Origin of the sequence: Mongoliimonas terrestris, assembly GCF_001927285.1 — a bacterium.
Taxonomy (GTDB): domain Bacteria; phylum Pseudomonadota; class Alphaproteobacteria; order Rhizobiales; family Pleomorphomonadaceae; genus Chthonobacter; species Chthonobacter terrestris.
Genome location: NZ_MSIG01000001.1, coordinates 77,805 through 104,294 on the forward strand (window position 1 = coordinate 77,805; position 26,490 = coordinate 104,294).

Consider the following 26,490-nt stretch of genomic DNA (forward strand, 5'->3'; position numbering starts at 1 on the left):
CTCGATCACCGGCACCGTCGAGGGTCATGCCACCGAGATCGGGGGCACGCCGCACGCCAAGAGCACCGGCGCCCGATCCTGGACGCCCGTGGATGTCGAACTGGACGATCACGGGCGGGTCATCCCGGACCCCATGTGCATGTGGCGCACACGGACTGATCCACGGCAGCTCTGTCGTGGCGGATCGGGCGCATGACTGCACCCCTCACAGGACCCCGAAAGGTGCACCATGAAGGCCAGTCGGCATCCGTGAAATCAGGACTCCTGTCCGCAATCGCGGATTGTACGTGTCCGCGCTACTACGAGCCGGTCTACACCTGACACCCGGCTCCGACCTTCGAAAGACTATGCGGATGCCCGGACATTTCCGAGCGTCCGAGGCCGATTTTGGCCGACCACGGAGACCTCTCATGAAATCTCTCGCAACCCTTCTGGCTGCCGCTTCGATGATCGTCGGTCTCGGGTTCGTCGTCCCAGCCTTCTCCGAGGCAAAGAAGCAGACCCTCCTGGTGGTCGAGATCGACCCCATCGTTCTCGCCACCGGCTGGCGCGCAACCGACATCATCGGGGCCACCGTCTACGACGACGACGGCAAGTCCCTCGGCAAGCTCGAAGACATGATCATCACCGATGCGGGTACGGTCCCCTACGCCGTCGTGTCGGTCGGCGGCTTCTTCGGGATCGATGCCCACCATGTGGTGGTGGCGGCCTCGTCGATGGAATTGGTGAACAAGAAGTTGACGCTCCGCGGCGCCACGATCGACATCTTGAAGGCGCTGCCGAACTTCACCTTCGCGTCCTGATCCTCAAGGCCGAGGCCATGCCGGCAGGAGCATGGCCCCGGCCTCCCGTCGTGGATCCATCGGATCACCGGGGTTGCGGCGTGTCCGCCCGCCCGGTGCTTCCGCGCACGGCACTCCAGACCTTCCAGGCCGGACCCCGGTACGGGTTGCACAGGCGATGGCCTGCGGTTCGGCTGAACCCTCGATCCGGAAGGGAACGCCGGTCAAGCCTATGCATTCCCGCGACCGGGCCGAACGGGATCGGCGTCGACGGACGCGTTCCCCACCTACCGCCGACGAACCGAGTTGCCGCCCGCCAGAATTCCGTTGATCAGCGCGGCCACCGCGCGGTGCAGATCGGCATGCCCATCGTCCCCCGGATCGTTCGCATGCGCGGCTGCCGCATCGTGCAGAATTGCCACGACTTCTTTTTCGGGCAGGATGTTACGGTCATTGAGGGCGAGCAGGAGAGACTCGCAGATCGCCAGGGCCGCGGTTCCGGCCACGTCGGGGATATCGCGCATTCGCGAACCTTCCATCGGGGTGTCTGACGCCGGTTCCAGTGCCCGATGCCAAGATAGTTCGCTCCATACTCGCAGGCCTGTGCTTATATGGGCTAATGCATATCAGTGTGGACTATCGCGAAGGTGATTATGGCTCGGTTCCGGGCCACTGCCGTCTGAAGAGTGCGACCGGCGTGCCATAGAAAGGCAGTTCTTTGTCGGCCTTGGACAATCCCCTTGCGCGCAAGCTTGGCGCCTTCGTGGCTTTGTCCGGCGATGAGATGGCTATTCTCGACCAGCTGTACGGTCGCCGCAAGATCTTTGCCCCCGGCCGCGACCTCATCCATGAGGGACAAATCAAGCGATCCGCCTATATTCTGGCATCGGGCTGGGTCTGTTCGTACAAACTTCTGCCGAACGGCACACGCCAGATCGTCGATTTCCAGATCCCCGGCGATTTTCTCGGGCTGCGTTCCGTGCTGTTCCGCACCTCCGATCACAACATCGAGCCCGTCACATCGATCGAGGCATCCGAGGTGCTCGCGAAGGATCTGCTCGACGCGTTCAGCACCGCGCCCCGACTGGCGGCCGCCGTGCTGTGGGCCGCCTCGCGCGACGAGGCGATGGTCGTCGAGCATCTGGTGAACATCGGAAGGCGGGATGCCAAGCAACGTCTGTCGCATTTCATTCTGGAACTCGGCGCGCGGCTGAAACTGGTCGGGCTCGGCTCGAATGCGGGGTACGACTGCCCGCTGACGCAGTACATGCTGGCCGATGCCCTTGGCCTCAGCGCCATTCACGTCAACCGGGTGTTGCGCGAACTGCGCGAAGATGGGCTGGTGACCTTCCGACAAGGTGCGGTGACCTTCGACAACTACGAGGGCCTGGTGGCCTACGCCGATTTCGACCGCCACTATCTCGATGACGACGGTCCGCTGATGCGATGAGGCGGCAGCGGCGGCATGGTCTGCCTAACCTGCGTCAGCACCAAGGCTCGCCGATGGCAGCATGATCCCATCCCAGCGTCGGCCGTCTCCGGACCGAGCGCTCTCGGCGGAGAGGACACGGGCGATGAAGGGCTATGTTGCCGATATCGAGACCTTGACCGAAGAGAACGCCGCCTTCCGCCGGGTTCTCTACACCGGGCACCATCTGCAATTGGTCCTCATGGCGCTGAAGCCCGGCGAGGACATCGGTCTGGAAACCCACGCGACCCACGATCAGTTCTTTCGCATCGAAAAGGGCAAAGGCGAGATCGCTATCGACGGCAGCACACGCCCTGTAAAAAGCGGCGACGGCATCATCGTGCCGGCTGGCGCGCTGCACAACCTGACGAACACCGGCGACAAACTGCTGCGGCTCTACACCCTCTATGCGCCTCCCGAACACCTGGAGGGTCTGACGGAGCGGACGAAATCGGAGGCCGAAGCGTCGACCGAGGCCTTCGACGGCGCCGTCAGCGAATAACGCGATCGCCGCGGCCGCCTTGCTGACGACCGGTCCAAGCGATCGACGCCGCATGCTCGGCGCAGCCGCGGATCGGCGACATGGCCGCGATGGCGGCCTTCACAGCGGCCTAGGGTCTCGGCCGACGTCCGGCATCACGAAGACGGACCTGATCGCCGGGCTGTAGACCATCAGGAGCATCGGATATGTCTCTCGGTTCCATCCTCGTCATCGTCCTCATTATCTTCCTGCTCGGCGGCTTCAGCGGCCGGTTCGGCGGCTACGGCTACGGGTTCGGCCACGGCGGTGTCGGCGTGATCGGCACGATCCTGATCGTCGTCGTCGTGCTGATGCTGCTGGGCCGGGTCTGATCGAGCGGGACCGGGCGATGGATCACCCCCGACGTCCACCCGGCGGCGCGCGGTCCGCCGGTCAGCCCCCGTTCAGCCCGTCACCAGCCCATCCCCGACCACGATCTGACGGCGGCACTGCGCGGCGATCTTCTCGTCGTGGGTCGAGATCAGGAATGTCGTGCCCTCGTCGCGATTGATCTCCCCGATCAGGTCCATCACCTGAAGGGCCGACGCGCGATCGAGGTTGCCGGTCGGCTCGTCGGCCAGCACCAGGTCCGGGCGGTTCATCAGGGCGCGCGCCACCGCGACGCGCTGCTTCTGCCCGCCCGACAGATTGGCCGTCGGGAACTGGATGCGCTCCCCCAACCCCATCCTCACCAGCAGCTCCCGCCCCCGCGACCGCGCCGAGCCCGTTTCGCGCCCTTCGCGCACGGCCGTGGGAAAGATCACGTTCTCCAGCGCCGTGAAGTCGGGCAACAGGTTGTGGAACTGGAAGACGAAGCCGATGTGCAGATTGCGGAACTCGGTCAAGGCGTGATCGCTTGCCGTGGTGAGATCGACGCCCAGCATGGTGTGGCGGCCCGATGTCGGATGCATCAGCGTGCCGAGGATGGTGAGAAGCGTGCTCTTGCCCGAGCCCGACGGCCCCAGCAGCGCCGCCAGTTCGCCGGATGTCATCGTCAGGTTCAGTCCGCGCAGCACGCGCGTTTCGGCCTCCCCCGCGCCGAAGGTCTTGACCAGATCGCGGACGTCCAGGAGCGTCGTCATTGGCCGATGGCCGTCACGGGATCCAGCCGGGCGGCGGCCCGAGCAGGCAGGATCGAGGCGGCGATCGCGCCGAGCGTGGTGAGGACGATCGCCAACCCGTAGGCGCCTTGGGTGATGTCGATGGGCAGGCCGCTCTGCCCCGGCCCGAACGTCTCGCGCGCGGGAAAGGCCAGCAGGACGCCATAGCCCCCAGCCGCGCCGAACAATCCTCCCATCAGGCCGATCAGAGCGCCTTGCGAGACGAACACCACCATGACGAACCAGCGCCCCGCGCCCATCGCCCGCATGATCCCGATCTCCGGCCGCCGGCGGTAGGTGGACAGCAGCAGCGCCGAAGCGACCCCGATGATGATGGTCAGCAGCGCAAAGGCCTTGAGGATGTATCCGGTCTGCGCCTGCGCGTTCAGCGCCTCCAGAAGCTGGGCTGCCTGCTCCGTCCAGGACTTGGCATCGAGCCCCGTGAGGGCCCGGATCCGCGGGGCGAGAGCATCGGCGGCATAGAGGTCTTCCAGCTTGATCTCCACGCGGGTCACGCCCTGCGCCATCCGGAACAGCGTGCGCGCGGTTGCCAGACCGACATAGGCCTGCCGCCGGTCCGGCCCGCCCGAGCCCGTTTCGTAGATGCCGGAGATGGAGAGCAATGCCTCGATCCCGCTCGAACTCTGCAGCCGCACGGTCTGTCCGAGCTGCAGGTCCATATCCTCCGCCAGCGTCTTGCCGAGGAGAACGTCGCCCGTGCCGAGGGTGGCGGACCCTTCGACCATGTATCCGGCGAGATCGACGATGACGGATTCCTTGCCCGGTTCCAGACCGTAGATCGAGACCTGGGTCACCTGCCCGCCTCGGGTGAGGAAGCCGGACCCGTTGATCTGCTGCGACGTGCCGATCACGCCCGGCAGGGCCTCGATCAACGGGATGAAGGCGGGCGTGTCCTTGAGCACCGCCGTCGCCCGGGTGGAGGTCTCCTGCACCAGTAGCACCGTCCCCTTGCTCTTGCGCGGCAGGAGGGCCGGATCGACCGCCTCGGCCTGAATGACGACATGCGCCAAGTCGCCCGCCGTTCGCGCCATGATGAACGCGGCGAGACCACCGATCAGCGCCGACATGAAGATGAAGATGAACACGCCGATGGCCACCCCGAACACCAGAAGGGCGGTCTGCGCCTTGCTGGCGGTCAGATAGCGCGTGGCGATCTTGAGCGCATAGAGCATCAGCGAGCCACCGCGACGGCCTGACCGTCGACGATGCCGGTGGCATCGGCGATCACCGCGTCCCCCGCGGCGAGCCCGTCGGTCACGATCAGCCGGGCCGCCGGCCATTCGATCACGGTGACCGCTCGCCGCCTGGCGAGGCCGTCGATCACCACCAGAACACCGTCTCCGTCCGCATCGTGGACGATGGCGGCGCGCGGCACCGTCACGGCAACAGGGCGATCGTCGACGGTGATGTTGGCCGTGACCGTCAGGCCGATGGGGGCGGTCAAGGCTGCATCCGGGGTGACCTCGACGGCCAGTCCGCCGGTGGTCTCCTCCACCCGCTTCGAGACGAAGCTGACCTTGCCGCCCCGGACCACCGTTTCGCCCGAAAGTTGCAGGCCTGCTAGTTGACCCACCGTGATCTGGGTGGCGTAGGATTCGTCCACATCCGTCTCGACCACCAGCCTGTCGAGGTCCGCGATGGTCATCAACGCCACCGCCGGGTCGACCGTCTGGCCGACCTCCGCCGTCAGCACCAGGACAGTGCCCGTCAGCGGAGCGCGGATGGTGTACTTCCCGAGTTGGATCTCGGCCTGATCGAGCAGCGCGGTCATGCGGGCCACCTCCTGCTCCGCGATCTCGACCGCGCGGGCGGCATTGTCGAGCACGACGCGCGCCGCAATGGATCCGAGGGTCTTCGTGCGGTCGTAGGTCGCCTCGGCCTCGACCTTGGCCACCAGGGCACCGTCGAGCCCGGCGAGCGCCTGGCGCACCACCGCCTGCTGCGTCGCCGGATCGATCCGCGCCAGCGCGGTTCCGACGCCGACAACGTCCCCCTCCACGACCAGCAGCGTGGCGAGCGTCCCGTCGACCTGCGGCCGCACGTCGACGGACTGAACGCCGGCGATCCGCCCGTTGACCGCCAGAACTCGCGTGACGGGCCCGGGCGCCACCGTCTCGACCGCGACCGGCGTCACCGAGGCGACCCAGGGCTGGAGGTAGAGCAGAACCCCGAGGCCGGTCACCAGCGTCCCTCCGGCTGCCCAGAGCCACCAGGGCCGTCCGGTCTTAGGCACGGGGTGTTCGGGCGCGGGAAGCGGTGCGGCACCGGCCGTGGCGATCGACGGGTCCGAAGGTCCGTGTGCCGTGCGAGCGGAGGCGGCTGTCGTCGGCCGATCGATCGATCCGTCTTGCGGCAATGCCATGGTCCCTTCTTCAGCCGAAAGACGTCGGACCGACAGGGGCCGACGGACGGTCCACAAACGACTTGGACTGGAGCCTAGGCCCTCGTCCCGGGACCGGTGCTGATCTGGATCAGCGGCCGACCGGGAGCCGGGACGGTCCGTCGACCGGCGGACGCCGCGCGGGATCGGGAATGCGGGGTGATGGCGGTACGGAATCCTCGGGATGACCGGATTTGCCGCGCCGTTCCGTCCGTTCTCGTCTAGCTTGGGTGACCTGTCGAAGCCCTGACGGACTTGCGACCGTGTGAGCTTGGAAAGGGGATCCTGTCGTGGCCACATATCTGGTGACCGGGGCAACCGGTGGCATCGGTGAAGCCATCTGCCGAAAACTGGCGAAGGACCATCGGTTGGTTCTGGTCGCACGCGACCAGGCGAAGCTCGATGCCTTGTCGTCCAGTCTCGAGGGGGCACACCTCTCCCTGTCCGCCGACATGGCGTCGGACGAGTCGGTCGCCGCCCTGGCAGCGAAATTGGAGGAAGGGCAAGTGGTCCTGGACGGCCTCGTCCTGATGCCGCCGCAGCCCCACGCGGCCAATGAGCCGATGCCGTCCCCCGAGGTCTGGCGCAGCCTGTTCCAGACCAGTTTCATCGGACCGCTCTCCCTCCTGAAGGCCGCGGTCTCGCGGATGAGGCCCGACCCCGCTCGGGGACACCGGGCGAAGATCGTCATCATCTCCGGCATCTCTTCCGCCCAGGTGCTGAGCCACTATGCGACCGCCAACGTCATCCGGACGGCGTGGGTCGGCGAAGCCAAGACCCTTGCGTTTGCGCTCGGAAGCCAAGGCATTCACGTGAACACGCTTTCTCTCGGCGGCACGCTCTCGCCTTGGTATCGAGACAAGATCGAGGAGCGGGCGCAGAAGGCCGGACACAGCTTCGAAGCGCAGCTCGCCATCGAGACGGACAATGTTCCCCTGAAGAAGTATGGCGAACCGACCGAGGTTGCGGCCGTGGTCGAAGGGCTTCTGTCTTCGCTCTCAGACCACATGACCGGCTTGAACATCCTGCACGACGGCGGATTTACACGCGCGTATTGATGCAGCGACACGGACGATGACGGTTCAAGCTTCTTCATCAATGAAGGACGCGCGCCCGCCTGGATGCTGCATGGCACCGGGCGTCATTCGCCCGCACCCTCCAATCAATGATCCGCGCCGGTGACGGGATGGTCCGACGTCGCCCGTGGCTCGAGACGCACCTGCGTGCCGGCGCGTCCCTCGACGATGCGGCGCGCGTCCTGCAACCGGCCGATCCCGGCCATCGCGCCACCCGCCCGCACGAACTTGCTGGCAGCGGTCGTCTTCGGCCCCATCGACCCCGCGGCAAAGGTCATCGCGTCCAGTGCATCCGGCGTCACGCGCCCGATCGCCGCCTGATCCGGCCCGCCCCAATCCTGGAACACCGCTTCCACGTCGGTCAGCATCAGGAGGACATCCGCATCAAGCGCCTCCGCCAGCAAGGCCGACGTGCGGTCCTTGTCGATGACGGCCTCGACGCCTCCCATCTTGCCATCCGCCCCGCGCACCACGGGAATGCCGCCACCGCCGGCGCAGATGACGCAGACCCCGGCCTCGACCAGAAGACGGATCGACCGGATCCCCAGGATGTCCACCGGCAGCGGGGACGGCACGAGGCGGCGCAACCCGCCAGCCGCGTCCTCGACCATCGACCAGCCGTTCTCCGCGCGGATCCGCCTGCCGTCCTCGGCGTCGTAGACGGGGCCGATCGGTTTCGTCGGCCGGCTGAAGGCCGCGTCGTTCGGATCGACCTCCACCCGCGTCAGCAGGGTGGCGCAGTCGGTGCCCGCCGGCAGCGCGTTCATCAATTCCTGCTCGATCAGGTAGCCGATCATCCCTTCCGTCTCGGCCCCGAGTATATCCAGCGGCCACAAGCTGTCCGGTGCGTAGGCGGCCGCCTGCAAGGCCATGAGACCGACCTGCGGACCGTTGCCATGCGCCACGATGATCTGATGATCCCGCGCCAGATCGGCCAGTGCGTCAGCCGCGACGCGAACGTTGGTGTGCTGCGCCTCGGCGGTCATCGGCTCGCCGCGTCTCAGAAGGGCATTGCCGCCCAAGGCAACCACGATGCGCATCTCAGGCGCCGATCGTGGCGACGAGCACCGCCTTGATTGAATGCAGCCGGTTCTCGGCCTGATCGAACACGACCGAGGCGGCAGACTCGAACACCTCCTCCGTCACCTCCATCGAGTCGATGCCATGGGCCTGGAAGATCGCCTCCCCGGTCGTGGTTTCCCGGTTGTGGAAGGCGGGCAGGCAATGAAGAAACTTGGTGTGCGGGTTGCCGGTGAGGTCCATCACGGCTTTCGTCACGGCATAGGGCGACAGCAGCTGGATGCGCTCGGCCCAGACGGATTTCGGCTCGCCCATCGACACCCACACATCCGTGTAGATGAAGTCGCAGCCCTTGACGCCTTCGGCCAGGTCTTCGGTCTGCGTGATCCGGGCTTTGGTGGCTTCGGCCAGCATGCGGCAGTGCTCCACCAGCGCAGCCTCCGGCCAGAGGCTCTTCGGCCCGCAGAGCCGGATGTCCATCCCGATCAAGGCCGCGCCGACCATCAGCGACGTCCCCATGTTGCCGCCGGTGTCGCCGACGAAACAGAAGGCGATGTCGGACAGATGCTTGTGGGTGTATTCGCGCATGGTCATCAGATCGGCCAGGATCTGCGTCGGGTGGAACGTATCCGTCAGCCCGTTGTAGACCGGCACTCCGGCGAACTGCGCCAGCACCTCCGCCTCTGCCTGGCCGTAGCCGCGGTATTCGATCGCGTCATAGAACCGGCCGAGCACCCGGGCGGTGTCCTTCATGGTCTCCTTGGTGCCGATGTGGCTGCCCGACGGGCCGAGATAGGTGACATGCGCCCCCTGATCGAAGGCCGCCACCTCGAAGGCGCTGCGGGTGCGGGTGCTGTCCTTCTCGAAGATCAGCGCGATGTTCTTGCCCTTGAGGAGATGCCTCTCGGTGCCGGAGGCCTTGGCCTCCTTCAGACTGGCCCCGAGGCGGAGCAGACCGCGCAGCTCGTTGGGAGTGAAGTCCATCAGCTTCAAGAAGCTGCGTCCGTGCAGGTTCTGCGGCATGGGTTCGGCCTTTCATAAGTGTCCGGCGCTACACCGCATCGCGGATCAGGGGGCAGGACATGCAATGCGACCCGCCTCGCCCGCGCCCGAGCTCGGCGCCGGAGATGGTGATCACCTCGACGCCCGCCTTGCGCAGGAGCGTGTTCGAATGGGTGTTGCGCTCGTAGCCCACCACGACACCGGGGCCGATACACAGCAGATTGTTGGCATCGTCCCACTGTTCGCGCTGGGATTCGTAGGCATCGCCGCCGGTCGGCACGGTGCGCAGTCCGGCGATGCCGAGCGCGCCAGCGACGACGTCCAGAAACGGCGCAGTCTCGGCCGTCACGGTCACGCCGCCCTTGTCGTCCGGGCGCAGGGAATAGGCCTGGATCGCGTCGACGACCTCGGCGAAGACCGTCACGAGATCGCGGTCGCAAAAGGTGAAGACGGTGTCGAGATGCATCGACGACCGTGCGCGGGGGAACTGGCAGGCGATGACACGATCCGCTCCGCCACCCGCGAACAGCGCGCGCGCGACCTGCCCCACCGCCTGCGGCGTGGTGCGCTCCCCCATGCCGATCAGGACGGTTGCATTGCCGATGGGCATCACGTCGCCGCCCTCCAGCGTGGCAAGCCCATGGTCCACCATCGGATCGCCGAACCAGACGGGAAAGCCGGCGTCCTTGAAGTCGGGGTGAAACCGGTAGATCGCGGCCAGATTCAGCGTCTCCAGCCGCCGGGCGGGCCAGAACATCGGGTTCAGCGTGACGCCACCGTAGATCCAGCAGGAACTGTCGCGCGTGAAAATCTGGTTCGGCATGGGCGCGAGCAGGAAGTCCTCGTCGCGCAACATCGGGGCCACGACGCCAGCCGTCGGAATCGGCAGTTCGGCCCGGCTCATGCCGCCGATCAGGATATGGGTGAGCGCATTGGCGGGGATCTCCATCAGGCAGGCGTGCAGGTCGGCCGCCAGACCCACACCCACCGCATTGTCGTTGATCCGGGCATCCAGCAGCCAGCGCCGCGCCACCGGGTCGGACACGACCTCCTCCAGCAACTCGCGGAGGAGCACCACCTCGACGCCGCGCTCGCGCAACACGTCGACGAAGGCCATGTGGTCGATGCGCGCCTGCTTGACCCAGAGCACATCGTCGAAAAGCAGGGCTTCCGCATTGGCCGGCGTCAGCCGAGCCATTTCCGATCCGGGCCGGTGCACCATGACACGGCGCAACGGACCGGCCTCCGAGTGGACGCCATAGGTGAGGGTCATATGCGGGTGCCTCCAAGCATGGTGGCGAGGGCAATGGCTGCCATGACCACGAGGGTGAGAACGGCAAGGAGCGGCCAGACGAAGCGCAGCCAGCGTTCATAGGGGACGTGCGCGATGGCGAGCCCTCCCATCACGACCGCGGACGTCGGGGTGATGAGGTTGACCATTCCGCTGGCGGTGGCGAAGGCGGTCACGACCAGCTCGCGCTTGACGCCTGCGAAATCGGCCACCGGCGCCAGGATGGGCATCGACAGCACGGCGAGGCCCGAGGTGGAGGGCACGAAGAAGGAAAGCCCGACCTCGATCCAGTAGATCACCAGGATGAACGCGGTTGGCGGCAGGCCCGACACGCCGGTCTCCGCGGCGTTGAGGATGGTGTCGGTGATGTGGCCCGCGTCCATCACCACCACGATGCCACGCGCCAGACCGATGATCAGCGCCACGCCCAAAAGGTCGCGGGCGCCGTTCACGAAGCTCTCGACCAGTTTGCCTTCGCCGAGCCGGGCAACGATGCCGATGACGATGGCCGCGGCGAGGAAGAGCCCGCTCATCTCGGCCATCCACCAGCCGCCGATGGAGACGCCCCAGATCATGACGCCGAAGGTCAGCGCGAAGAGCGTCAGGACCACCTTGTGCAGACCGGTGAACGCCGCGGCCTCGCCGGGGGTCGCGGACAGGAACCGGGCTTCGTTCGCGTCCTTCTTGTCGTAGACCAGGGATGTCGTCGGATCGGCCCGCACTCGCGCCGCATAGCGCATCACGAAGGCGACCGTGACGACCCAGCTGACCGACAGGATGAGGAGGCGGAGCCCCAGACCGTCGGCGAAGGTCACACCCGCCGCATCCGACGCGATCACGGTGGAGAAGGCGTTGATCGTGGAGCCCAGGACGCCGACCCCGGCCCCCAGCAGGATGACGGCCACGGCCGTCAGCGCGTCGTATTTCGCGGCGATCATCACCGGGATCAGCAGGACATAGAAGGCCAGCGTCTCCTCGGCCATGCCATAGGTGGTGCCACCCGCGGCGAACAGCGCCATGAGGATCGGGATCATCCAGTTCTCCCGCCCCTTGAGGCGGACCATGGCGCGGGCGATCCCGGCGTCGATCGCCCCCGTCGCGGTCACAACCCCGATGAACCCGCCGATGATCAGCACGAACAGGGAAACGTCGATGGCGCGGGCGACATTGTCGACCGGGTCGTAGAAGCCCGCGATCGGTGCGAGGATCACGTCGAAAAGGCCCTGAGGGTCGGCGTCCGTCGGCTTGTAGCTGCCCGCCACGGGCACATCCTTCCCGAGGATGGCGGAGGGCACGCGCTCGTACTGGCCGGCGGGGATGATCCAGGTCAGCGCAGCGACCAGAACGATGAGACCGAACAGGATGGTGAAAGCCGACGGGAAACGGAACGCCGGTTTCGCAACGGGTGCTTCGGTCGAGGGCATGAGGCTGCTTCCCTGAAGTGACGCGTCGGGGAGAAGCTAACCGGGACGGGACGGGGGCGTGCTGACGCGGGTTAGGTTCGGGGCCGATGCCGGGCTCGTGACGGTCCGGCTCGTCCGACCTTCACGAGCGCCTCGGCCTCAGTAGCCCCTGGGGGGCGAGCCTGCGCCTGCAGGGTCCGGCGGGTCGGATCTCCGCGTGCCGGGAGTCCGGACGCCGGGATGCGCGTCCGCGGGAAGGCGCGAGCATCGCCCGCCCTGATTCATATCAGGGCGAAGGCGAGAGGACCGTGGCAGGCCTTTCACACTGGCGCGGCGTCGCCGATGGACCGAGAGCACCCATGCATCATCCTGCCGACCTTGCCCCCCTCCGACAGGGGCTGACCCACTCCGAAGCGGCCTCGCGGCTTGCCGCCGAGGGCTTCAATGAACTGCCCCGCGCGCGCCGCCGCTCGCCGCTGCGCATCATGGTCGACGTGCTGCGCGAACCGATGCTGGCGCTGCTGCTGGCGGGCGGCGTCGTCTACTTCCTGCTCGGCAGCCATCAGGAGGCGGTCATCCTCCTGGTCTTCGCCTCCCTGTCGATCGGCATCACCGTGGTGCAGGAGGCCCGGACGGAGCGGGTTCTCGACGCGCTTCGCGACCTGACCAGCCCGCGGGCGCTGGTGATCCGGGGTGGCGAGCGGGTGCGCATCGCCGGGCGCGAGGTGGCCCGCGGCGACATCATCGTGCTGTCCGAAGGCGACAGGGTTCCGGCGGACGCCCTGTTGATCTCGGCCGAGGACCTGTCGGCCGACGAATCGCTCCTGACCGGCGAGGCGGTTCCCGTGCGCAAGAGGCCTGGCCGCGCAACCGACACACAGCCCGGCGGCGAGGATCAGCCGATGGTCTATTCCGGCACGCTGATCGTGCGCGGCACGGCGCTCGCGGCGGTCACCGCCACCGGATCCGCCTCGGAGATCGGTCGCATCGGCACCTCGCTCGGCCAGTTGGAGATCGAAACACCGCACCTGCAACGGCAGATGCGCAAACTGGTGATCGTCTTCGCACTCGTCGGCGCGGCCGTCAGCCTCGCCGTGGTCGTCCTCTACGGGCTGTTGCGCGGCGGATGGCTGGAAGGCGTGCTGGCTGGGATCGCCGTCGGCATGTCGATGCTGCCGGAAGAGTTTCCGATGGTTCTGGCCGTGTTCATGGCGATGGGGGCCTGGCGAATCTCCAAGGTGCGCGTGCTGACGCGGCGCGCCTCCGCCATCGAGACCTTGGGGGCGGCCAGCATCCTGTGCACCGACAAGACCGGAACCCTCACCGAAAACCGCATGACGGTCGCGGAACTGCGCCTGCCCGACGGGACCGCGGCCAAAGCCGGTGCCGCGCTACCGACGGCGTTTCGGGATCTCCTCACCGCCGGGGTGCTGGCGTCGGCGCCCGAACCGTTCGACCCGATGGAGAAGGCGTTTCACGCGCTGGCGAAGGCCGATCTGCGGCCGGGCGAAACCCTGCCGGGCGAGGGACGGCACCTTGCGCGCAGGTATCCGCTCTCGCCGGATCTGCTGGCGATGTCGCAAGCCTGGGAGGCGGCCGGCACGGGCTGGCAGGTCGCGCTCAAGGGTGCGCCCGAGGCCGTGGCCGACCTCTGCTGGCTGGATGCGTCAGCGCAAACCGCGCTGATGACGGAGGTCGATCGGATGGCCGGCGCGGGGATGCGGGTGCTAGCGGTGGCGATGGCCCCGTTCAGCGGCGCCGCCCTGCCGGACAGCCAGCGCGATTTCGACTTCCGCCTTCTCGGCCTCGTCGGCCTCGCGGATCCCTTGCGCGCCTCGGTTCCGGCAGCGGTCGCGGAATGCCGGAGCGCCGGCATCAAGGTGATCATGATCACCGGCGACCATCCGGCCACCGCTGAGGCGATCGCCGCCGAGGCGGGCCTTCACGGCACCCGCGTCATCACCGGACCCGAGCTTGCCGAACTGACGGACGACGCGCTTGCCGCCGCCATCAAGGACGTCGCGGTCTTCGCCCGCATCATGCCGGAGCAGAAGCTGCGCATCGTGACGGCGCTCAAGGCGGCGGGTGCGGTCGTGGCGATGACGGGCGACGGGGTCAACGATGCGCCGTCGCTGAAGGCCGCCGACATCGGCGTGGCGATGGGCAAGCGCGGCACCGATGTGGCGCGCGAGGCCGCCAGCATCGTGCTGCTGGACGATGACTTCGGGTCCATCGTCACCACCGTGCGGCTCGGCCGGCGCATCTACGACAACCTCCGCAAGGCGATGAGCTTCATCCTGGCCGTGCACGTTCCGATCGCGGGGCTGGCCCTGATGCCGCTCCTGTTCGGGATGCCGATCCTGTTCGGCCCGGTGCACATCGCCTTTCTGGAGATGGTGATCGACCCGGTGTGCTCGCTCGTCTTCGAGGCGGAAACCGAGGAGGACGGCATCATGTCCCGTCCGCCGCGCCCCCCCGCCGAGCCGCTGTTCTCCGGACCGACGATCCTCTGGAGCCTCGTTCAGGGCCTGCTTCTATTGGGTGTCACCGCCACGATCTTCACGCTGGCGCCCGCCTACGGGCTGTCCGACGACCAGGCTCGCGGCGTGACCTTCGCCGCCTTGGTGTTCGGCATCGTGGCGCTGATCCTGGTCGACCGGTCGCGGTCCGCCTCCATCCTGACGGCGATCAGCCGGCCGAACCTGGCTCTGGCCGTCGTGCTGCCGATCGTCGGCGGTCTGCTGGCGCTCACGCTGTTTTGGGAGCCCGCGCGCGCTCTGTTCGGTTTCGGGGCGCTCGAGCCGGTCGCTCTGGCGGTGCCGCCGCTGGCGGGGGTCATGGTGCTGGTCACGCTGGAGCTGCTCAAGCCGCTCTGGCGGCGGGCCCAGCGTGCGACTGTTGCCGCTCCCGAACCGGTCGCGAGCCCTTGACGGACGAGACGGCCGCCTCCGATCCACCCGACCCCGGACTGCCCGAGGTTAGTGCGCCACCGACCCACAGGGCGCCTTGTGGCCATGACAGACCAACCCGATCGACATGGATGCCCGTGACGGCTTCCGGAGACGTCTCCGGATCCTGGCGCCGCGGCGGCAGACCCGTGGCGCTTCGTCGGGGGGTTCGTTGGAGGTTGCGGGTGATCCCGCCCGTGCATCCGCCGAGGAGATGACCATGCTGAACGATGGCCCCATCACGCAAACCACACGACCCCCGACGAAACCCGGGCCGACCCGCCAGCGGCACGCCTACCTCATCGGCAGCGGCATCGGCGCGCTCGCCGCCGCCGCCTTCATGATCCGCGACGGCGGAATGGCCGGCGACGCGATCACCATCTTCGAGACGCAGCCTGTGCCCGGCGGTAGCCTCGACGGCGCGGGCACGGCCGAGAGCGGCTACTCCATGCGCGGCGGCCGCATGCTCACCACGGACAACTACGAGTGTACCTGGGGGCTCTTCAAGACCATCCCGTCGCTGATCGATCCCGCGATCACGGTCCATGACGAGACGATCGCCTTCAACACGCCGGCGACCGCCCATTCGAAGGCCCGTCTGGTCGACCGCAATCGCGCCATCGTCGATGTCACGACCATGGGCTTCAGCATGAGCGACCGTGTCGAACTCCTGAAACTGACCGAGACGGATGAGGACGAGATCGGCGACAGCCGCATCACCGACTGGCTGTCTCCGCCGTTCTTCCAGACGAACTTCTGGTTCATGTGGCAGACCACATTCGCGTTCCAGCCGTGGCACAGCGCCGTCGAGTTTCGCCGGTATCTCCACCGTTTCATGAAGGAATTCAGCCGGATCGAAACCCTGGAGGGCGTGAAGCGCACCGTCTACAACCAGAACGACTCGCTCGTTCGACCCCTCGTGGCCTGGCTGACGGCCAAGGGCGTCGCCTTCCGATGCGACAGCACCGTCACCGACATGGCCGGAGAAACCCGCGACGGCTTCTTCACGGTGACGGGCCTGACGGTGCGCTCGGGCGACACGGACACCGCCATCGCCGTCCGTGCGGACGATATCGTGATCCTTCAGAATGCCTCGATGACGGACGCCTCGACCATCGGTTCGATGACGGCCGCGCCGGAAAAGCGAACGAAGGTGGACAGCCGGGGCTGGGTGCTCTGGGAGCGTCTGTGCGAGGGGCGGCCGGAATTCGGCAAACCGGCGGTCTTCAACAGCAGTATCGCCGAAAGCAACTGGCCCTCGTTCACCGTCACCTTGCACGATTCCGTCTTCTTCGACCGGATGGAGGCACTCTCGGGCAACAAGGCCGGCACCGGCGGGCTCGTCACCTTCAAGGACTCCAACTGGTTGCTCTCCATCGTCCTTGCGCACCAGCCCCACTTCGCCAATCAGCCCGCGAACGTGCAGGTGTTCTGGGGATACGCTCTTCACGGCGACCGGGTCGGCGATTTCGTCGCAAAACCCATGGCCGACTGCACGGGCGAAGACATCCTCCAGGAACTGTGCGGTCACCTGAATTTCGACGTCGCCACCACCTTTGCGTCCGCCACCTGCATCCCGTGCCGGATGCCCTACATCACCAGCATGTTCATGCCGCGCACCCTCGGCGACCGACCGGTGCCGATCCCTTCGACCAGTCGCAACCTGGCGCTCGTCAGTCAGTTCGTGGAGATCCCCGAAGACGTGGTGTTCACGGTCGAATTCTCGATCCGGGTGGCACAGACCGTCGTCTACCAGCTGCTCGGGATTGACCGGGAGATTCCGCCGATCTCGCACCACGACAAGTCGTTGAAGGTCAACTTCGACGCGCTCGTGAAGGCGTTTCACTAGAGCGGATTGCGCCCCTCAGAGAACGAACTCGGTTCTGAATGGAAAGTATGTCACCCGTCCGCCGGCCGGGACATCGCCTGTTTCGGCGGGGATAACGGCGAGGCCGTCGGCGGACACAAGCGGGGTCAGCCGGGCGGAGCCCCCCTTGCCGAGCTTCTCCACCAGGAGCGACCCATCCGGGCCGCGGCCGGCGACCGCAGCCGGCACGAATTCCGTCCGGCCGGGACGATGATAGACGTCGCTGGCGGCGGTCGCTGCGAGGCCCTGCGGCAGACGGGCGCCGGCGCCCGACAGCCTGTCGAGGAGAGGACGCGCGAAGAGGAGCGTCCCGACCATGGCGGCGACCGGGTTTCCCGGCAGCGACACGACACGACAGGCGCCAATGGCCCCGAACGCGAAGGGCTTGCCTGGTTTGACGGCCAGCGAGATGCGGGCGCTCGACCCTCCGGCCACCGCGACGGCTCGGACCGAATGGTCGGCATCGCTGCCCGAGACGCCGCCGGAGGTGACGATCAGGTCGTAGTCCCGGTGCACCTTCCGGAGGAAGCCGGCCGTGAGGTGGAGGTCGTCGGGCACGCGGCCGAGGTCTTCGACCGTGCTGCCGCCGCTGGACAGGAGGGCGATCAGCATCGGGCGGTTGGAATCGTAGACGGCGTGACGGGGCAGCGTCCCGCCAGGGTCGGCGAGTTCGTCGCCGGTCGACAGCACACCGACGCGAACCTTGCGCGAGACGTCGACGCTGGAGCAGCCGGAAGCGGCGAGCACCGCGACGTGGCGGGCGTCGAGGCGCGTTCCGTTCGGCACGATCTCCGTTCCCTGCCGGACGTCCTCGCCGTATCGGCGGATGTTCTCGCCGGGCGCGAGCGGTGCCCGGAGACGGACCACGGCCCCGGTGCGATCCACACGCTCCTCCATCACGACCGCAGCGACGTCATCGGGGATCGCCGCGCCGGTAAGAAGCCTCACGACCGTGCCCGGCTGGACGGTCGGGACCCCGCATCCGCCGGCGCGGACCGCGCCCACCACGGGAAATGGACCGGTCCTGCCCGCGGCCACGTCGTCATGGTGCAGTCCGTAGCCGTCCATCGCCGACTGGTCGAAGGGCGGAAGCGGGATGCGGCTCCGAACGGGGTCGGCGGTGACGCGCCCCGCGGCCAGTCCGAGTGGGACCGTCTCCCGTCCGCCGACGCGCTCGCCGGCGACGATGGCCTCGAACGCGCTTTCGATGGACCAGAGCCCCGGAGCGGCGCAGGGATCGACCTTGATGGTCATGACGGGACCTCCATTCCCGCGCGGAAAGGGACCGCCCGGCCGAGGGAGGCCGGACGGCGATGGTCAAGGGAGGCTTTTCAGGCGGAATACTCCTTCGACTTGAAGGAGAGATGCCGCACGCCCTCCGGGGCGTCGGCGATCTTGCGGATGTCACCCCAGGTCTGCTTGTAATTCGGGATGACCAGTTCGTTGGTCCCGGCGTTGACCACGTTGCCCTGCACGCCCGACGGATAGGCGAAGAGCATGAAGGTCTCCCCGCGCCGGGCGGTGGGGGTCGGGTAGGCCATGGCCTGGGTCGAGCCGGCGTCGTTGTAGACCTCCACCAGATCGCCCTGCTTGACGCCGAGTTCGGCCATGTCGTCCGGATTCATCTCGATGAAGGGGTAGGGCCAGCGGTCCATCACCAGCTCGTTCTGGACGTCGTAGTAGGCCGACTGCCAGACGAGGTTCGCCCGGCCGTTGTTGATGAGGAACTTGTGCTTGGCCTTCTGCTCCTCCTTGCCGGGCGCCTGCAGGCCGCGCCAGGGCGCGTCCATGAAGCGGGCCCTGCCGTCCTCCGAGGAGAACACGCCGTCGGTGTAGAGCCGCGTGGTGCCGACGATCTTGCCGTCCGCGAAGGCCGTCGCCGGCTCCTGGAAGCCGTTGGTGCCCATGGCGCGCAGCCGCTCGTAGGTGACGTGCTCGCCGCCGGCAGCGTTGGCGTGGTAGCCGTCCATGAAGGCGTCTTCCTCGGTCTTCCAGTCGAAGCCCTTGAACTGGTCGGCATAGCCGGTGTCGCCGGCCTCCCGGAACACGCGCTCCATGTGGTTGGCGAGGCGGGCGGCGATCAGGCAGTCCGGCATGGCGTTGCCGGGCGGGTCCATGTAGCGCTCGGTGATGCGCATGCGCCGCTCGCCGTTCATCGACGTGAGGTTCATCTCGCCCGACGTCGCCGCCGGCAGGATGACGTGGGCGGCCTCGCCGATCTTCGTCGGCACGATGTCGACGTCGACGGAGAAGAGCCCGCCGGCCTTGATGGCCGCCACGATGGCGTCGACCATGCCCTGGCGGTCGCCATAGGGCACCTTTGTCATGGCGTCCTTCACCATGTCGGTCCGGCGCTTGTAGACCGACTTGTACTGGTGGGCGTTCAGCGTCGTCTTGTAGTGATCGCACGCCCAGATATGGTGGACGCCGCCCTTACCTTCGATGAGGAGCTTGTCCACATAGGCCGCCGGCTTGCCGACGTGGCTGTCGCCCGGACGGACGTAGCCCTCCTGGTGCCCACCGAGGCGGACGACGCCGCCGCCGAGCTGGCCGACGTTGCCCGTGGCAAGCGCGATGTTCACCAACGCGCCGTTCGTGCGGTAATTGTCGTTGCCCCAGATCAGACCCTTCTCGTAGCCGAACATGGTGCGGCGGCGTTTGCCGCCCTCCTTCGGCATGGCGATCCACTCGGCCGCCTTGACGATGTCCTCCGGCTTCAGCCCGGTGATCGCCGCAGCCTCCTCCACGGACATGCGGTTGCCCTCGACCGCGCCCTCGAAGCTCGTCAGGTGGCCGGGGTTGCTGTCCGCCTCGCCGCGCGCCGGATACATGGGCGGGCGGGACTTCGCCTCGCGGAGGGTGCTCTTCTCGATGAAGGCCTTGTCCACCCAGCCCTTGTCGGCGATGTAGGTGAAGAGGGCGTTGAAGAGCGCCAGATCCGTGCCGGAGTTGATGGCGAGGTGGAGGACGTTCTCCTTGCCCGCTTCCACCTCGCAGGCGTTCACCGTCACGGTGCGGCGCGGGTCGACGATGATGATCTTCGCCGCCGCGTGCGGCTCGTCCGGCATCATCTCCTGCTTCTTGGTCACGGACGTGCCGCGAAGGTTCGGCACCCAGTGGTTCAGGAAGTAGTTGGTCTGGGTTTCGAGCGCGTTGGTGCCGACGGCCACAATGGTGTCGGCGAGTTCGGCGTCCTCGTAGGCGTTGTTGAGTTCGCCGACGCCCATGTCGCGGGTGCCGTGGACCTCCGAGTTGTAGGCCGGGCGGTTGTGGATGCGGATGTTCTTCACCTTCATAGCGCCGAAGTAGAGCTTGCCGGTGCCCCAGGTGTTCTCGTAGCCGCCACCGGCGCCGCCGTGGTCGAAGGCGGAGACGATGAGACCGTCCTCGCCCTGGTCCTTGACGACGGCCGCCGTGACGCGGGCGACGAGATCGAGCGCATCGTCCCAGGAGGTCGGCTGCATCTGGCCGTAGCGCCAGACGAGCGGATCGGTGAGCCGCTGCAACTGGGTGCTGCGGGCGCGCGAGTACATCACCTCCGCCATGCGGGCGCCGCGCACGGAGCCAAGGCCGGAGTTCACCACGCAGTCCTTGTCAGGCTTGATGACGAGGTGGACGTCGCGGCCGTCTTGGCGGACCACGTTGTACATGGAGGGCGCGTACCACGCCTCGGTGTCGGCGCCCTGCTGGGCGGCGAGGTCGACGCCGAACGCGTTCTCGCTGGGGGCGGTGCCGCCCTGCGCGTTGGCATCCCAGGAATAGGCCTTGTACCCGCAGCCGACGATGCAGAAGTGGCAGACGACGGTCTGCTCCCTGGCGTTCGCCGGAATGATCGGAAGGCGGTCGATCTGACGCTTGTAGGCCATGGTCGTTCCTCCCTCAGAGCACGTTGGACAGGCGGCCGTAGAGAAGCTCATCGACGCCCTCGGCGTAGATGTCGCCCTTCTCGTCGACCCGGAGCGCGTATTGCGGGAGGTTCTGGGTGGCATGGCCCCAGACCTGCTGGCCGCCGGCCTCGCAGTCGAAGCGGGAGTAGTGGCCCGGGCAATTGAGCGTCCGGTCGGCCGCGTTGTAGCCCATGGGGTAGCCCTTGTGCGGGCAGAGCGTGGTGAAGCCGACGATGTCGCCGTCCGGCCCGACGCCGCCCGGCACCGCGCGGCCGAGCTTGATCAGGACCCCCGGCGCGTCCGCGTCCGGATAGGCGACGTCGAGCGCTTCGTCGACCTTGAGGTCGGCGACGTTGGCGAGCCGGTTCGACGGATAGCTGACACGGGCGAGCGGCGTCGCCGCCTTCGCCTCGGGCGTCGGCAGGGTGACGACGGCGGTGGCCGCCCCGACGGTCGCGATGCCGGCGCCGCGCAGGAACTGGCGACGGCCGACGTCGACGAGCGTGTCGCATCTCTTCATGGGTGTCCTCCCTCGGGATCTTCTGTCCCCGGGACGACGTTTCAATCCGTGTGCCAGCCGGAGCGGCGCCGAAAGGGCGGAAAGCCGGCGCTGCGGAGCGCCTCGTGTTCGGAATTCCGAACCGACGGCGGTGCAGCAGGTCCGAAAGTTCGGACGCCGTCAGCCGCGACGGATCCTCCGCTCAGGTTCGTTTCGACGCGACCGGGGCGGCCGATCAGTCCGACCGGCCCCCGATCTCGAACCTCTTCATCTTTTCCCAAAGCGTCGTGCGCGAGATCCCGAGCGCCTCGGCGGTGGCGATGATCTCACCGCCGGTGAGCTGGAGCGCGCGGTGGATGTGGCGCTTCTCGGCGGCCCGGCGGATCTCCTCCAGCGAGGGCATGCGGGCCGCCTCGGCCGCCTCGGCCCACCGCTCCGGGAAGAGGTCGCCCGGACTGATCCAGGGACCGAGCGAGAGGGCGACGGCCCGCTCCACGCGGTTGCGGAGTTCGCGGACGTTGCCCGGCCAGGGATGGGCGAGCGCCGCATCCTCGGCGAGCGCGCTGAGACCGGAAAGGTCCGATCCCGTCGCGGCGATCGTGCCGGCGACGAAGCGGTCGAGCAGCCACCGCACATCCTCCGGGCGATCGCGCAGCGGCGGCAGGTCGACGGTGATCACGGCGATCCGGTAGTAGAGATCCTCGCGGAAGCGGCCCTCCTTGACGAGGGCGGTGAGGTCCGCGTTGGTGGCCGCCATGACCCTGGCCTTGAACGGCAGGGCCTGCTCGCCACCGATGCGGTGGAAGGTCCGGTCCTCCAGCAGCCTCAGCAGCTTCGCCTGGAGAGGCAGCGAAAGGTCGCCGATCTCGTCGAGAAAGAGCGTTCCCCGTCCGGCGCGTTCCGCGTAGCCGAGGTGTCGCTGGGTCGCGCCCGTGAAGGCCCCGCGCTCGTGGCCGAACAGCTCCGCCTCCATGAGATCCGTCGGGATGGCGGCGCAGTTCACGGCCATGAACGGCAGGTCGGCTTGATCGAGGCCGTGGAGAAAGCGCGCGGCAACCTCCTTGCCGGATCCGGTCTCGCCCGTGAGAAGCACCGTGGTGCGCCCTTTGGCGAGCCGGCGGAGCGTGCGTTCGACCGCCTGCATGGGCTTGGAGACGCCGAGCACCCCCGCCTCGCCGTCCTGGCGCGCCGGCAGGACCGAGGTGAGGCGTTTCAGGAAGTCTCCCATCTCGAAGGGCTTCAGCACATAGTCGCCGGCGCCGCCGCGCAGCAGTCGGACGGCCTGATCCACGTCGCCATGGCCGGTGATGAACAGGAAGGGCGGGGCGTCCTTCCGGGCCACGATCTCGCGGAACAGATCCTCGCCCGAGAGATCCGGCAGCCGGATGTCGCAGACGACCGCATCGGGCGCGTCGCGCTTCATGCCGCCGAGCGCCTCTCGGCCGCCCTGCCACCAGCGCACCGTCGCGCCTTCTATGGTGAGCCGCTGGACCAGGGACTCGCCCATGATGGGGTCGTCCTCGACGACATCGATCATGCGGTCTTCAAGCGACATGGAGAACCTCCTCGGCGGCGGCGCCGACTGCCATCGGTATGGTGATGGTGATCCTGGCGCCGCCGAGCGCCGAGGTGTCGGCGACCAGGGATCCGCCGAGGTCGCCCACCATCCGGGATGTGATCACCAGCCCAAGCCCGCCGCGCTCGGCGGTCGGCTTGAGGCCGCCCTTGAGGATCTGTTCGGCATCCTCCGGGAGTCCGGGCCCGCTGTCCTCGATGCGGGCCATGAAGTCGGCGCCCTTCGTGCCGACCGTCACCCGCACCGTACCGCCCTCCGGCGCGGCCCGGCAGGCGTTGAGGAGAACGTTGAGGAGAATCTGACGAAGCTGGAATGCGTCGATCGGCACGTCCCTGTCGAGGCGCCCGCCGAAGTCGAGGGCAAGCTGCTTGCGCGCCGTCTCCGGCCGGACCAGGATGCGAAGGTCGTCGATGTCGGCCTGGCGGAGGGGCCGGAGCTCCCGGTCGGGTCGATAGGTGGCGAGCGTCGTGCGCACCACGTCGCGGATGCCCTTCAGGCCACGTTCGAGAAGATCGACCGAACCTTTCCGGATCGCGGCCTTGTCGCCGTGGACCTTCAGGGTGTCCAGCGCGTTGAACAGCCCCCCGAGGGGATTGTTGATCTCGTGGGCCATGCCGGAGGCGAGCCGCCCGAGGCTGGCCAGCCGCTCCTCCTCCGCCGCGCGGGCGAGCAGGGCGTCGCGTTCGCCGAGCGCCAGGGCCAGCGCATTGTAGCTCCGGAACAGGCGGCCGACCTCCGTCCTCTGCGCCGGGATCAGGGCGGCCGGGATCGGCGACACCGGACCGTCGAGCGCTTGTGTCAGGTGAGTGCCGAGCAGGCGGATCGGCCGAACCATGCGCCGCACGGCGATCCAGCCGAGAACGGCGGCGGCGAGCGTGACGGCCGCATTCGACGCAAGCAGCGTAAAGAGCACCGCGCGGCGTTCTTCCAGGATCGGCGCGGCGTCGATGGCGACCAGGATGGAACCCACCTGGCGGCCCTCCACGGTCAGCATGCGCCGGGCATAGGCGCGCGCCTCCTCCTCGTCCACATGCGCCGCGTTGGCGAAAAGGACGTCCGGTTGCGGCGGCGCCGGGGAGCCGATCGGAAAGCGGCGCGGGTCGGATGCGGCGAGCACGGTCCCGCGATCGTCGAGAACGATGGTCTCAAGCGGCCGGACGGCGGCGTAGAGGCCCCGGGCGCGGTCCAGGATGTCGAACACCTCCCAGGGGTCTTCCCGCAGAACCGGGTCGACCAGGGACGACGACAAGCCGTCGAGATAGGCCTCGGTGAGGTCGCTGAGCTGCCGTTCCTGGACATCCTGAAGGCGCGACAGCACCCGTTCGGAGGCGACGACGCCGACGGCGATCATGAGGATCGCCACAAGCAGCGGGATCCGGATGGCGAGCGGCAGCGCGCGCAGACCCGTCATCCGAGCCTCCTGACGCTTTCCATGGCCAGCCGGATCGGCTCGAAGAAGCCGGGCTGCCCCGGCGCGAACCCGTCGAGCCGGAGAAGGTCGAGCACGGCCCGACCGTCCCCGGTGTCGGTCATCCGCATGAGGGCGACGCGCAGGGCTTCGGTCTTGGCAGAGGCCTCGTAGGCGCGGGGACACGCGATGGGCGGAAACGGCTTCCAGTCGGACGCCCGGACGATCTCGGTTGGCGCGATGAGATCCGGCGACACCTCCTTCAACACTTCGTAGACGTAGCCGTCGACCGATCCGGAGGCGGCCAGCCCGGACGCGACGGCCCGCACGACGTTGCGGTGCGAGTAGGTGAAGAGGGTCCGCTCGAAGAACGTTTCCGGCCGCTCGTCCATCTCGGCAAGCTCGGCGGCGGTGACGAGGAAGCCGGAGTTGGAATCAGGATCGGAGAAGGCGTGGACGTCGCCTTCAAGGTCCGCGAGGGATCGGACGCCGCGTCCCGCTGCCGAGAGCAGGTAGGACTGGTAGAGCGGCCGTCCCCGCCAGACCGGGACCGCGACGAGCGACAGGCGGTCCCGGAAGGCCACGTAGGGGTAGCCGCAGATCCAGGCGGCGTCGAGCTCGCCGGAGACGAGAAGGGTGGTGATCTCCTGGTACGTGCGGCGCGTGACGAGTTCGACCGGATATCCGGTCGTCGCCTCCAGGTAGGTCTGGAGATTGGCCAGCAGGTCGAGGTCCGAAGACAGGAAGACGGGCGTGAGGCCGAAACGGAGCACCGAGACCGCCGCCGCCGTGGCGGGCCGCGCCGTGGCGGCGGCCAGCCCCAGGACCACCGCGCGTCGGGAAGGGCGCAGGAGGTTGTCCATCGTTTTGTCCTCCCCACGGCGACCGCACGCCCGTGCGGCCGTCCGTCGCGGTCGAAGGTAGACCGGACCGCGCCGGAGCGCGACTCCCCTCGTCGTCGGCCGTTGCCGCTCGAAGGCGGTCCCCGCGGCCAGCCGCCGTCACGTCGTCGTCTTGACGTAACAGTGTAACATCAATCTGATGGAGGCGGTGGAATGAAGTCGGGCGGCGACGCAAGAGCGCACTGCCGGCTTCGACGGGGTGAACGTCCGCTCCGCATCCCGGCTCGCAGCGGGACCGGTGCGGGCGGCGGACGACGGCGAAGAGAACCTGGACTGGCGCGCATGGATCGCCGATCGGCGCCCCACCTAAAGTGCCTTCCGAAGCGGACCCCGCGGTCCGGCTATGGAGGTGCTTGCGCATGATCGTCCTCACCACGCCGACGGGAGCCATCGGCAGCCAGCTGCTTGCACGTCTGATCGCGCTGAACGAACGGGTCCGCGTCATCGTCCGCGACGCCGCGCGACTCGATCCGGCCGTGCGCGCGGCGGTCGATGTCGTGGTCGGATCGCATGGCGACCCGGCCGTGGTCGACCGTGCCTTTGATGGCGCCGACGCCGTCTTCTGGCTGGTTCCGCCGGACGTTCGGGCGACGAGCCTGACGGCGGCCTATGCGGACTTCTCCCGGCCCGCGGCCGATGCCGTCGCGCGTCACGGCGTCGGTCACGTGGTGTCGGTCTCCGCGCTCGGCCGGAACACGCCTTGGGAGCGGCGAGCGGGCCTCGTCACCGCTTCCCTCGCCATGGACGACCTGATGGCGTCGACCGGCGCCGCCTTTCGGGCGCTGACCATGCCCTCCTTCATGGACAACATGCTCCGCCAGGCCGCGGCGCTCCGCGAGGGCTACTTCGTCTGGCCGGACGACGGAAACGCCCGCCGGCCGACCTGCGCTACCGACGACATCGCCGAGGCCGCGTGCGACCTGCTTCTCGACCGCTCGTGGCAGGGTCGCGGCGAACGGGCCGTGCTCGGGCCGGAGGACCTCTCCCAGGTCGACCAGGCGCGCATCCTCTCGGATGTGCTCCGACGCCCCATCGCCTTCCGACCGGTCAGCATTGCGGACTACGCGGAAGCGTTGGCGCGGCACGGCGCGTCGGAGGCCTTCGTGGAAGGCTATGCGGCCATGATGACGGCCAAGGCCGAGGGCATGGACAACATCGTCGGCCGGACGCCGGAGAACACGACGCGCACGCGTTTCCGGACGTGGTGCGAGGAAGCAGTGGGACGGGGTGTCCTGGCATGATCATGCCCCCCCCCGGCAGGCGCTCCGGCGCGTGCATCCCGCCGGCTGTCGCCACACGCATCCTGAAGACGATCGCCACGGTGTCCGAGACCGTCGAGC

Annotated in this window: 22 protein-coding genes; 8 read left to right on the forward strand and 14 right to left on the reverse strand. The window is 67.9% G+C overall.

The annotated features are described in order from the left end of the window. Nucleotides 1-410: 410 nt before the first annotated feature. Entirely contained in the window at nucleotides 411-803 is a 393-nt protein-coding gene (locus BUQ68_RS00305) for a PRC-barrel domain-containing protein (protein WP_075213944.1), read from the forward strand. Between the two features lie 266 nt (nucleotides 804-1,069). On the opposite strand, the gene BUQ68_RS00310 is transcribed toward BUQ68_RS00305, so the two are convergent. Next, a complete protein-coding gene (locus tag BUQ68_RS00310) occupies nucleotides 1,070-1,306 on the reverse strand; it encodes a hypothetical protein (protein ID WP_075213945.1) in 237 nt (78 codons plus the stop codon). A 194-nt stretch (nucleotides 1,307-1,500) separates the two neighbouring features. On the opposite strand from BUQ68_RS00310, the gene BUQ68_RS00315 reads away from it, so the two are divergent. The 3 genes from BUQ68_RS00315 (at nucleotide 1,501) to BUQ68_RS00325 (ending at nucleotide 3,102) form a co-directional block, all read left to right on the forward strand. Further along, nucleotides 1,501-2,232, forward strand: coding sequence for a Crp/Fnr family transcriptional regulator (locus tag BUQ68_RS00315; protein WP_075213946.1), 732 nt, complete (start codon nucleotides 1,501-1,503; stop codon nucleotides 2,230-2,232). Nucleotides 2,233-2,356: 124 nt separating this feature from the next. After that, nucleotides 2,357-2,752, forward strand: a complete 396-nt coding sequence (locus tag BUQ68_RS00320; protein WP_075213947.1) for a cupin domain-containing protein — start codon at nucleotides 2,357-2,359, stop codon at nucleotides 2,750-2,752. 185 nt (nucleotides 2,753-2,937) lie between these two features. Further along, nucleotides 2,938-3,102: a DUF3309 family protein gene (locus tag BUQ68_RS00325; RefSeq protein WP_075213948.1), complete on the forward strand. Its 165-nt coding sequence runs from the start codon at nucleotides 2,938-2,940 to the stop codon at nucleotides 3,100-3,102. A gap of 72 nt (nucleotides 3,103-3,174) precedes the next feature. Here BUQ68_RS00325 and BUQ68_RS00330 read toward each other — a convergent pair whose 3' ends face one another. The 3 genes from BUQ68_RS00330 to BUQ68_RS00340 are packed head-to-tail and all read right to left on the reverse strand — an operon-like array spanning nucleotide 3,175 to nucleotide 6,124. Then, entirely contained in the window at nucleotides 3,175-3,852 is a 678-nt protein-coding gene (locus tag BUQ68_RS00330; RefSeq protein WP_075213949.1) for an ABC transporter ATP-binding protein, read from the reverse strand. Then, nucleotides 3,849-5,063 (reverse strand): ABC transporter permease, encoded by a 1,215-nt coding sequence (locus tag BUQ68_RS00335; RefSeq protein WP_075213950.1) that lies wholly within the window; start codon nucleotides 5,061-5,063, stop codon nucleotides 3,849-3,851. The genes BUQ68_RS00330 and BUQ68_RS00335 overlap by 4 nt, the downstream gene beginning before the upstream one ends. After that, a complete protein-coding gene (locus BUQ68_RS00340; RefSeq protein ID WP_210215567.1) occupies nucleotides 5,063-6,124 on the reverse strand; it encodes an efflux RND transporter periplasmic adaptor subunit in 1,062 nt (353 codons plus the stop codon). The genes BUQ68_RS00335 and BUQ68_RS00340 overlap by 1 nt, the downstream gene beginning before the upstream one ends. Nucleotides 6,125-6,561: 437 nt before the next feature. Between BUQ68_RS00340 and BUQ68_RS00345 the strand changes: the two genes are divergently transcribed. Continuing rightward, a complete protein-coding gene (locus BUQ68_RS00345; protein WP_075213951.1) occupies nucleotides 6,562-7,329 on the forward strand; it encodes an SDR family oxidoreductase in 768 nt (255 codons plus the stop codon). A 104-nt stretch (nucleotides 7,330-7,433) separates the two neighbouring features. On the opposite strand, the gene arcC is transcribed toward BUQ68_RS00345, so the two are convergent. The 4 genes from arcC to BUQ68_RS00365 are packed head-to-tail and all read right to left on the reverse strand — an operon-like array spanning nucleotide 7,434 to nucleotide 12,084. After that, the gene (gene arcC, locus BUQ68_RS00350) at nucleotides 7,434-8,387 is read right to left on the reverse strand and encodes a carbamate kinase (protein WP_075213952.1); all 954 of its coding nucleotides are present in this window, start codon (nucleotides 8,385-8,387) and stop codon (nucleotides 7,434-7,436) included. Between the two features lies 1 nt (nucleotide 8,388). Further along, complete coding sequence (gene argF / locus BUQ68_RS00355; RefSeq protein ID WP_075213953.1) at nucleotides 8,389-9,390, reverse strand: ornithine carbamoyltransferase; 1,002 nt, start codon at nucleotides 9,388-9,390, stop codon at nucleotides 8,389-8,391. A 28-nt stretch (nucleotides 9,391-9,418) separates the two neighbouring features. After that, nucleotides 9,419-10,642 (reverse strand): arginine deiminase, encoded by a 1,224-nt coding sequence (locus BUQ68_RS00360; RefSeq protein WP_075213954.1) that lies wholly within the window; start codon nucleotides 10,640-10,642, stop codon nucleotides 9,419-9,421. Further along, entirely contained in the window at nucleotides 10,639-12,084 is a 1,446-nt protein-coding gene (locus BUQ68_RS00365; RefSeq protein WP_075213955.1) for a YfcC family protein, read from the reverse strand. Before BUQ68_RS00365 ends, BUQ68_RS00360 begins: the two co-directional genes overlap by 4 nt. 338 nt (nucleotides 12,085-12,422) lie before the next feature. Between BUQ68_RS00365 and BUQ68_RS00370 the strand changes: the two genes are divergently transcribed. Then, on the forward strand, nucleotides 12,423-14,993 hold the full coding sequence (locus BUQ68_RS00370) for a cation-translocating P-type ATPase (protein WP_075213956.1): 2,571 nt from the start codon (nucleotides 12,423-12,425) through the stop codon (nucleotides 14,991-14,993). A 238-nt stretch (nucleotides 14,994-15,231) separates the two neighbouring features. Beyond that, the gene (locus tag BUQ68_RS00375; RefSeq protein ID WP_083656148.1) at nucleotides 15,232-16,860 is read left to right on the forward strand and encodes an oleate hydratase; all 1,629 of its coding nucleotides are present in this window, start codon (nucleotides 15,232-15,234) and stop codon (nucleotides 16,858-16,860) included. A 15-nt stretch (nucleotides 16,861-16,875) separates the two neighbouring features. Here BUQ68_RS00375 and BUQ68_RS00380 read toward each other — a convergent pair whose 3' ends face one another. The 6 genes from BUQ68_RS00380 to BUQ68_RS00405 all read right to left on the reverse strand — a co-directional run bounded on the left by BUQ68_RS00380 (nucleotide 16,876) and on the right by BUQ68_RS00405 (nucleotide 25,111). Beyond that, nucleotides 16,876-18,132, reverse strand: a complete 1,257-nt coding sequence (locus BUQ68_RS00380; RefSeq protein ID WP_075213957.1) for a molybdopterin molybdotransferase MoeA — start codon at nucleotides 18,130-18,132, stop codon at nucleotides 16,876-16,878. Nucleotides 18,133-18,209: 77 nt separating this feature from the next. Beyond that, the gene (locus tag BUQ68_RS00385) at nucleotides 18,210-20,744 is read right to left on the reverse strand and encodes an arsenate reductase (azurin) large subunit (protein WP_075213958.1); all 2,535 of its coding nucleotides are present in this window, start codon (nucleotides 20,742-20,744) and stop codon (nucleotides 18,210-18,212) included. 13 nt (nucleotides 20,745-20,757) lie between these two features. After that, the gene (locus BUQ68_RS00390) at nucleotides 20,758-21,285 is read right to left on the reverse strand and encodes an arsenate reductase (azurin) small subunit (RefSeq protein WP_075213959.1); all 528 of its coding nucleotides are present in this window, start codon (nucleotides 21,283-21,285) and stop codon (nucleotides 20,758-20,760) included. Between the two features lie 214 nt (nucleotides 21,286-21,499). Next, a complete protein-coding gene (locus tag BUQ68_RS00395; protein ID WP_075213960.1) occupies nucleotides 21,500-22,819 on the reverse strand; it encodes a sigma-54-dependent transcriptional regulator in 1,320 nt (439 codons plus the stop codon). Beyond that, nucleotides 22,809-24,251, reverse strand: a complete 1,443-nt coding sequence (locus tag BUQ68_RS00400) for a sensor histidine kinase (RefSeq protein WP_075213961.1) — start codon at nucleotides 24,249-24,251, stop codon at nucleotides 22,809-22,811. Before BUQ68_RS00400 ends, BUQ68_RS00395 begins: the two co-directional genes overlap by 11 nt. Next, nucleotides 24,248-25,111: a substrate-binding domain-containing protein gene (locus BUQ68_RS00405; RefSeq protein WP_075213962.1), complete on the reverse strand. Its 864-nt coding sequence runs from the start codon at nucleotides 25,109-25,111 to the stop codon at nucleotides 24,248-24,250. The genes BUQ68_RS00400 and BUQ68_RS00405 overlap by 4 nt, the downstream gene beginning before the upstream one ends. A 398-nt stretch (nucleotides 25,112-25,509) precedes the next feature. Here BUQ68_RS00405 and BUQ68_RS00410 point away from each other — a divergent pair, with 398 nt between their 5' ends. Continuing rightward, nucleotides 25,510-26,391, forward strand: a complete 882-nt coding sequence (locus BUQ68_RS00410) for an NAD(P)H-binding protein (protein WP_075213963.1) — start codon at nucleotides 25,510-25,512, stop codon at nucleotides 26,389-26,391. Nucleotides 26,392-26,490 lie beyond the last annotated feature (99 nt).

Excerpts from the sequence above, each read along its gene's own strand:
- BUQ68_RS00305 (WP_075213944.1), top strand. The coding sequence starts at position 411 with ATGAAATCTCTCGCAACCCTTCTGGCTGCCGCTTCGATGATCGTCGGT.
- BUQ68_RS00310 (WP_075213945.1), bottom strand. The coding sequence starts at position 1,306 with ATGCGCGATATCCCCGACGTGGCCGGAACCGCGGCCCTGGCGATCTGC.
- BUQ68_RS00320 (WP_075213947.1), top strand. The coding sequence starts at position 2,357 with ATGAAGGGCTATGTTGCCGATATCGAGACCTTGACCGAAGAGAACGCC.
- BUQ68_RS00325 (WP_075213948.1), top strand. The coding sequence starts at position 2,938 with ATGTCTCTCGGTTCCATCCTCGTCATCGTCCTCATTATCTTCCTGCTC.
- BUQ68_RS00330 (WP_075213949.1), bottom strand. The coding sequence starts at position 3,852 with ATGACGACGCTCCTGGACGTCCGCGATCTGGTCAAGACCTTCGGCGCG.
- BUQ68_RS00335 (WP_075213950.1), bottom strand. The coding sequence starts at position 5,063 with ATGCTCTATGCGCTCAAGATCGCCACGCGCTATCTGACCGCCAGCAAG.
- arcC (WP_075213952.1), bottom strand. The coding sequence starts at position 8,387 with ATGCGCATCGTGGTTGCCTTGGGCGGCAATGCCCTTCTGAGACGCGGC.
- argF (WP_075213953.1), bottom strand. The coding sequence starts at position 9,390 with ATGCCGCAGAACCTGCACGGACGCAGCTTCTTGAAGCTGATGGACTTC.
- BUQ68_RS00360 (WP_075213954.1), bottom strand. The coding sequence starts at position 10,642 with ATGACCCTCACCTATGGCGTCCACTCGGAGGCCGGTCCGTTGCGCCGT.
- BUQ68_RS00365 (WP_075213955.1), bottom strand. The coding sequence starts at position 12,084 with ATGCCCTCGACCGAAGCACCCGTTGCGAAACCGGCGTTCCGTTTCCCG.
- BUQ68_RS00370 (WP_075213956.1), top strand. The coding sequence starts at position 12,423 with ATGCATCATCCTGCCGACCTTGCCCCCCTCCGACAGGGGCTGACCCAC.
- BUQ68_RS00375 (WP_083656148.1), top strand. The coding sequence starts at position 15,232 with ATGCTGAACGATGGCCCCATCACGCAAACCACACGACCCCCGACGAAA.
- BUQ68_RS00380 (WP_075213957.1), bottom strand. The coding sequence starts at position 18,132 with ATGACCATCAAGGTCGATCCCTGCGCCGCTCCGGGGCTCTGGTCCATC.
- BUQ68_RS00385 (WP_075213958.1), bottom strand. The coding sequence starts at position 20,744 with ATGGCCTACAAGCGTCAGATCGACCGCCTTCCGATCATTCCGGCGAAC.
- BUQ68_RS00390 (WP_075213959.1), bottom strand. The coding sequence starts at position 21,285 with ATGAAGAGATGCGACACGCTCGTCGACGTCGGCCGTCGCCAGTTCCTG.
- BUQ68_RS00395 (WP_075213960.1), bottom strand. The coding sequence starts at position 22,819 with ATGTCGCTTGAAGACCGCATGATCGATGTCGTCGAGGACGACCCCATC.
- BUQ68_RS00400 (WP_075213961.1), bottom strand. The coding sequence starts at position 24,251 with ATGACGGGTCTGCGCGCGCTGCCGCTCGCCATCCGGATCCCGCTGCTT.
- BUQ68_RS00405 (WP_075213962.1), bottom strand. The coding sequence starts at position 25,111 with ATGGACAACCTCCTGCGCCCTTCCCGACGCGCGGTGGTCCTGGGGCTG.
- BUQ68_RS00410 (WP_075213963.1), top strand. The coding sequence starts at position 25,510 with ATGATCGTCCTCACCACGCCGACGGGAGCCATCGGCAGCCAGCTGCTT.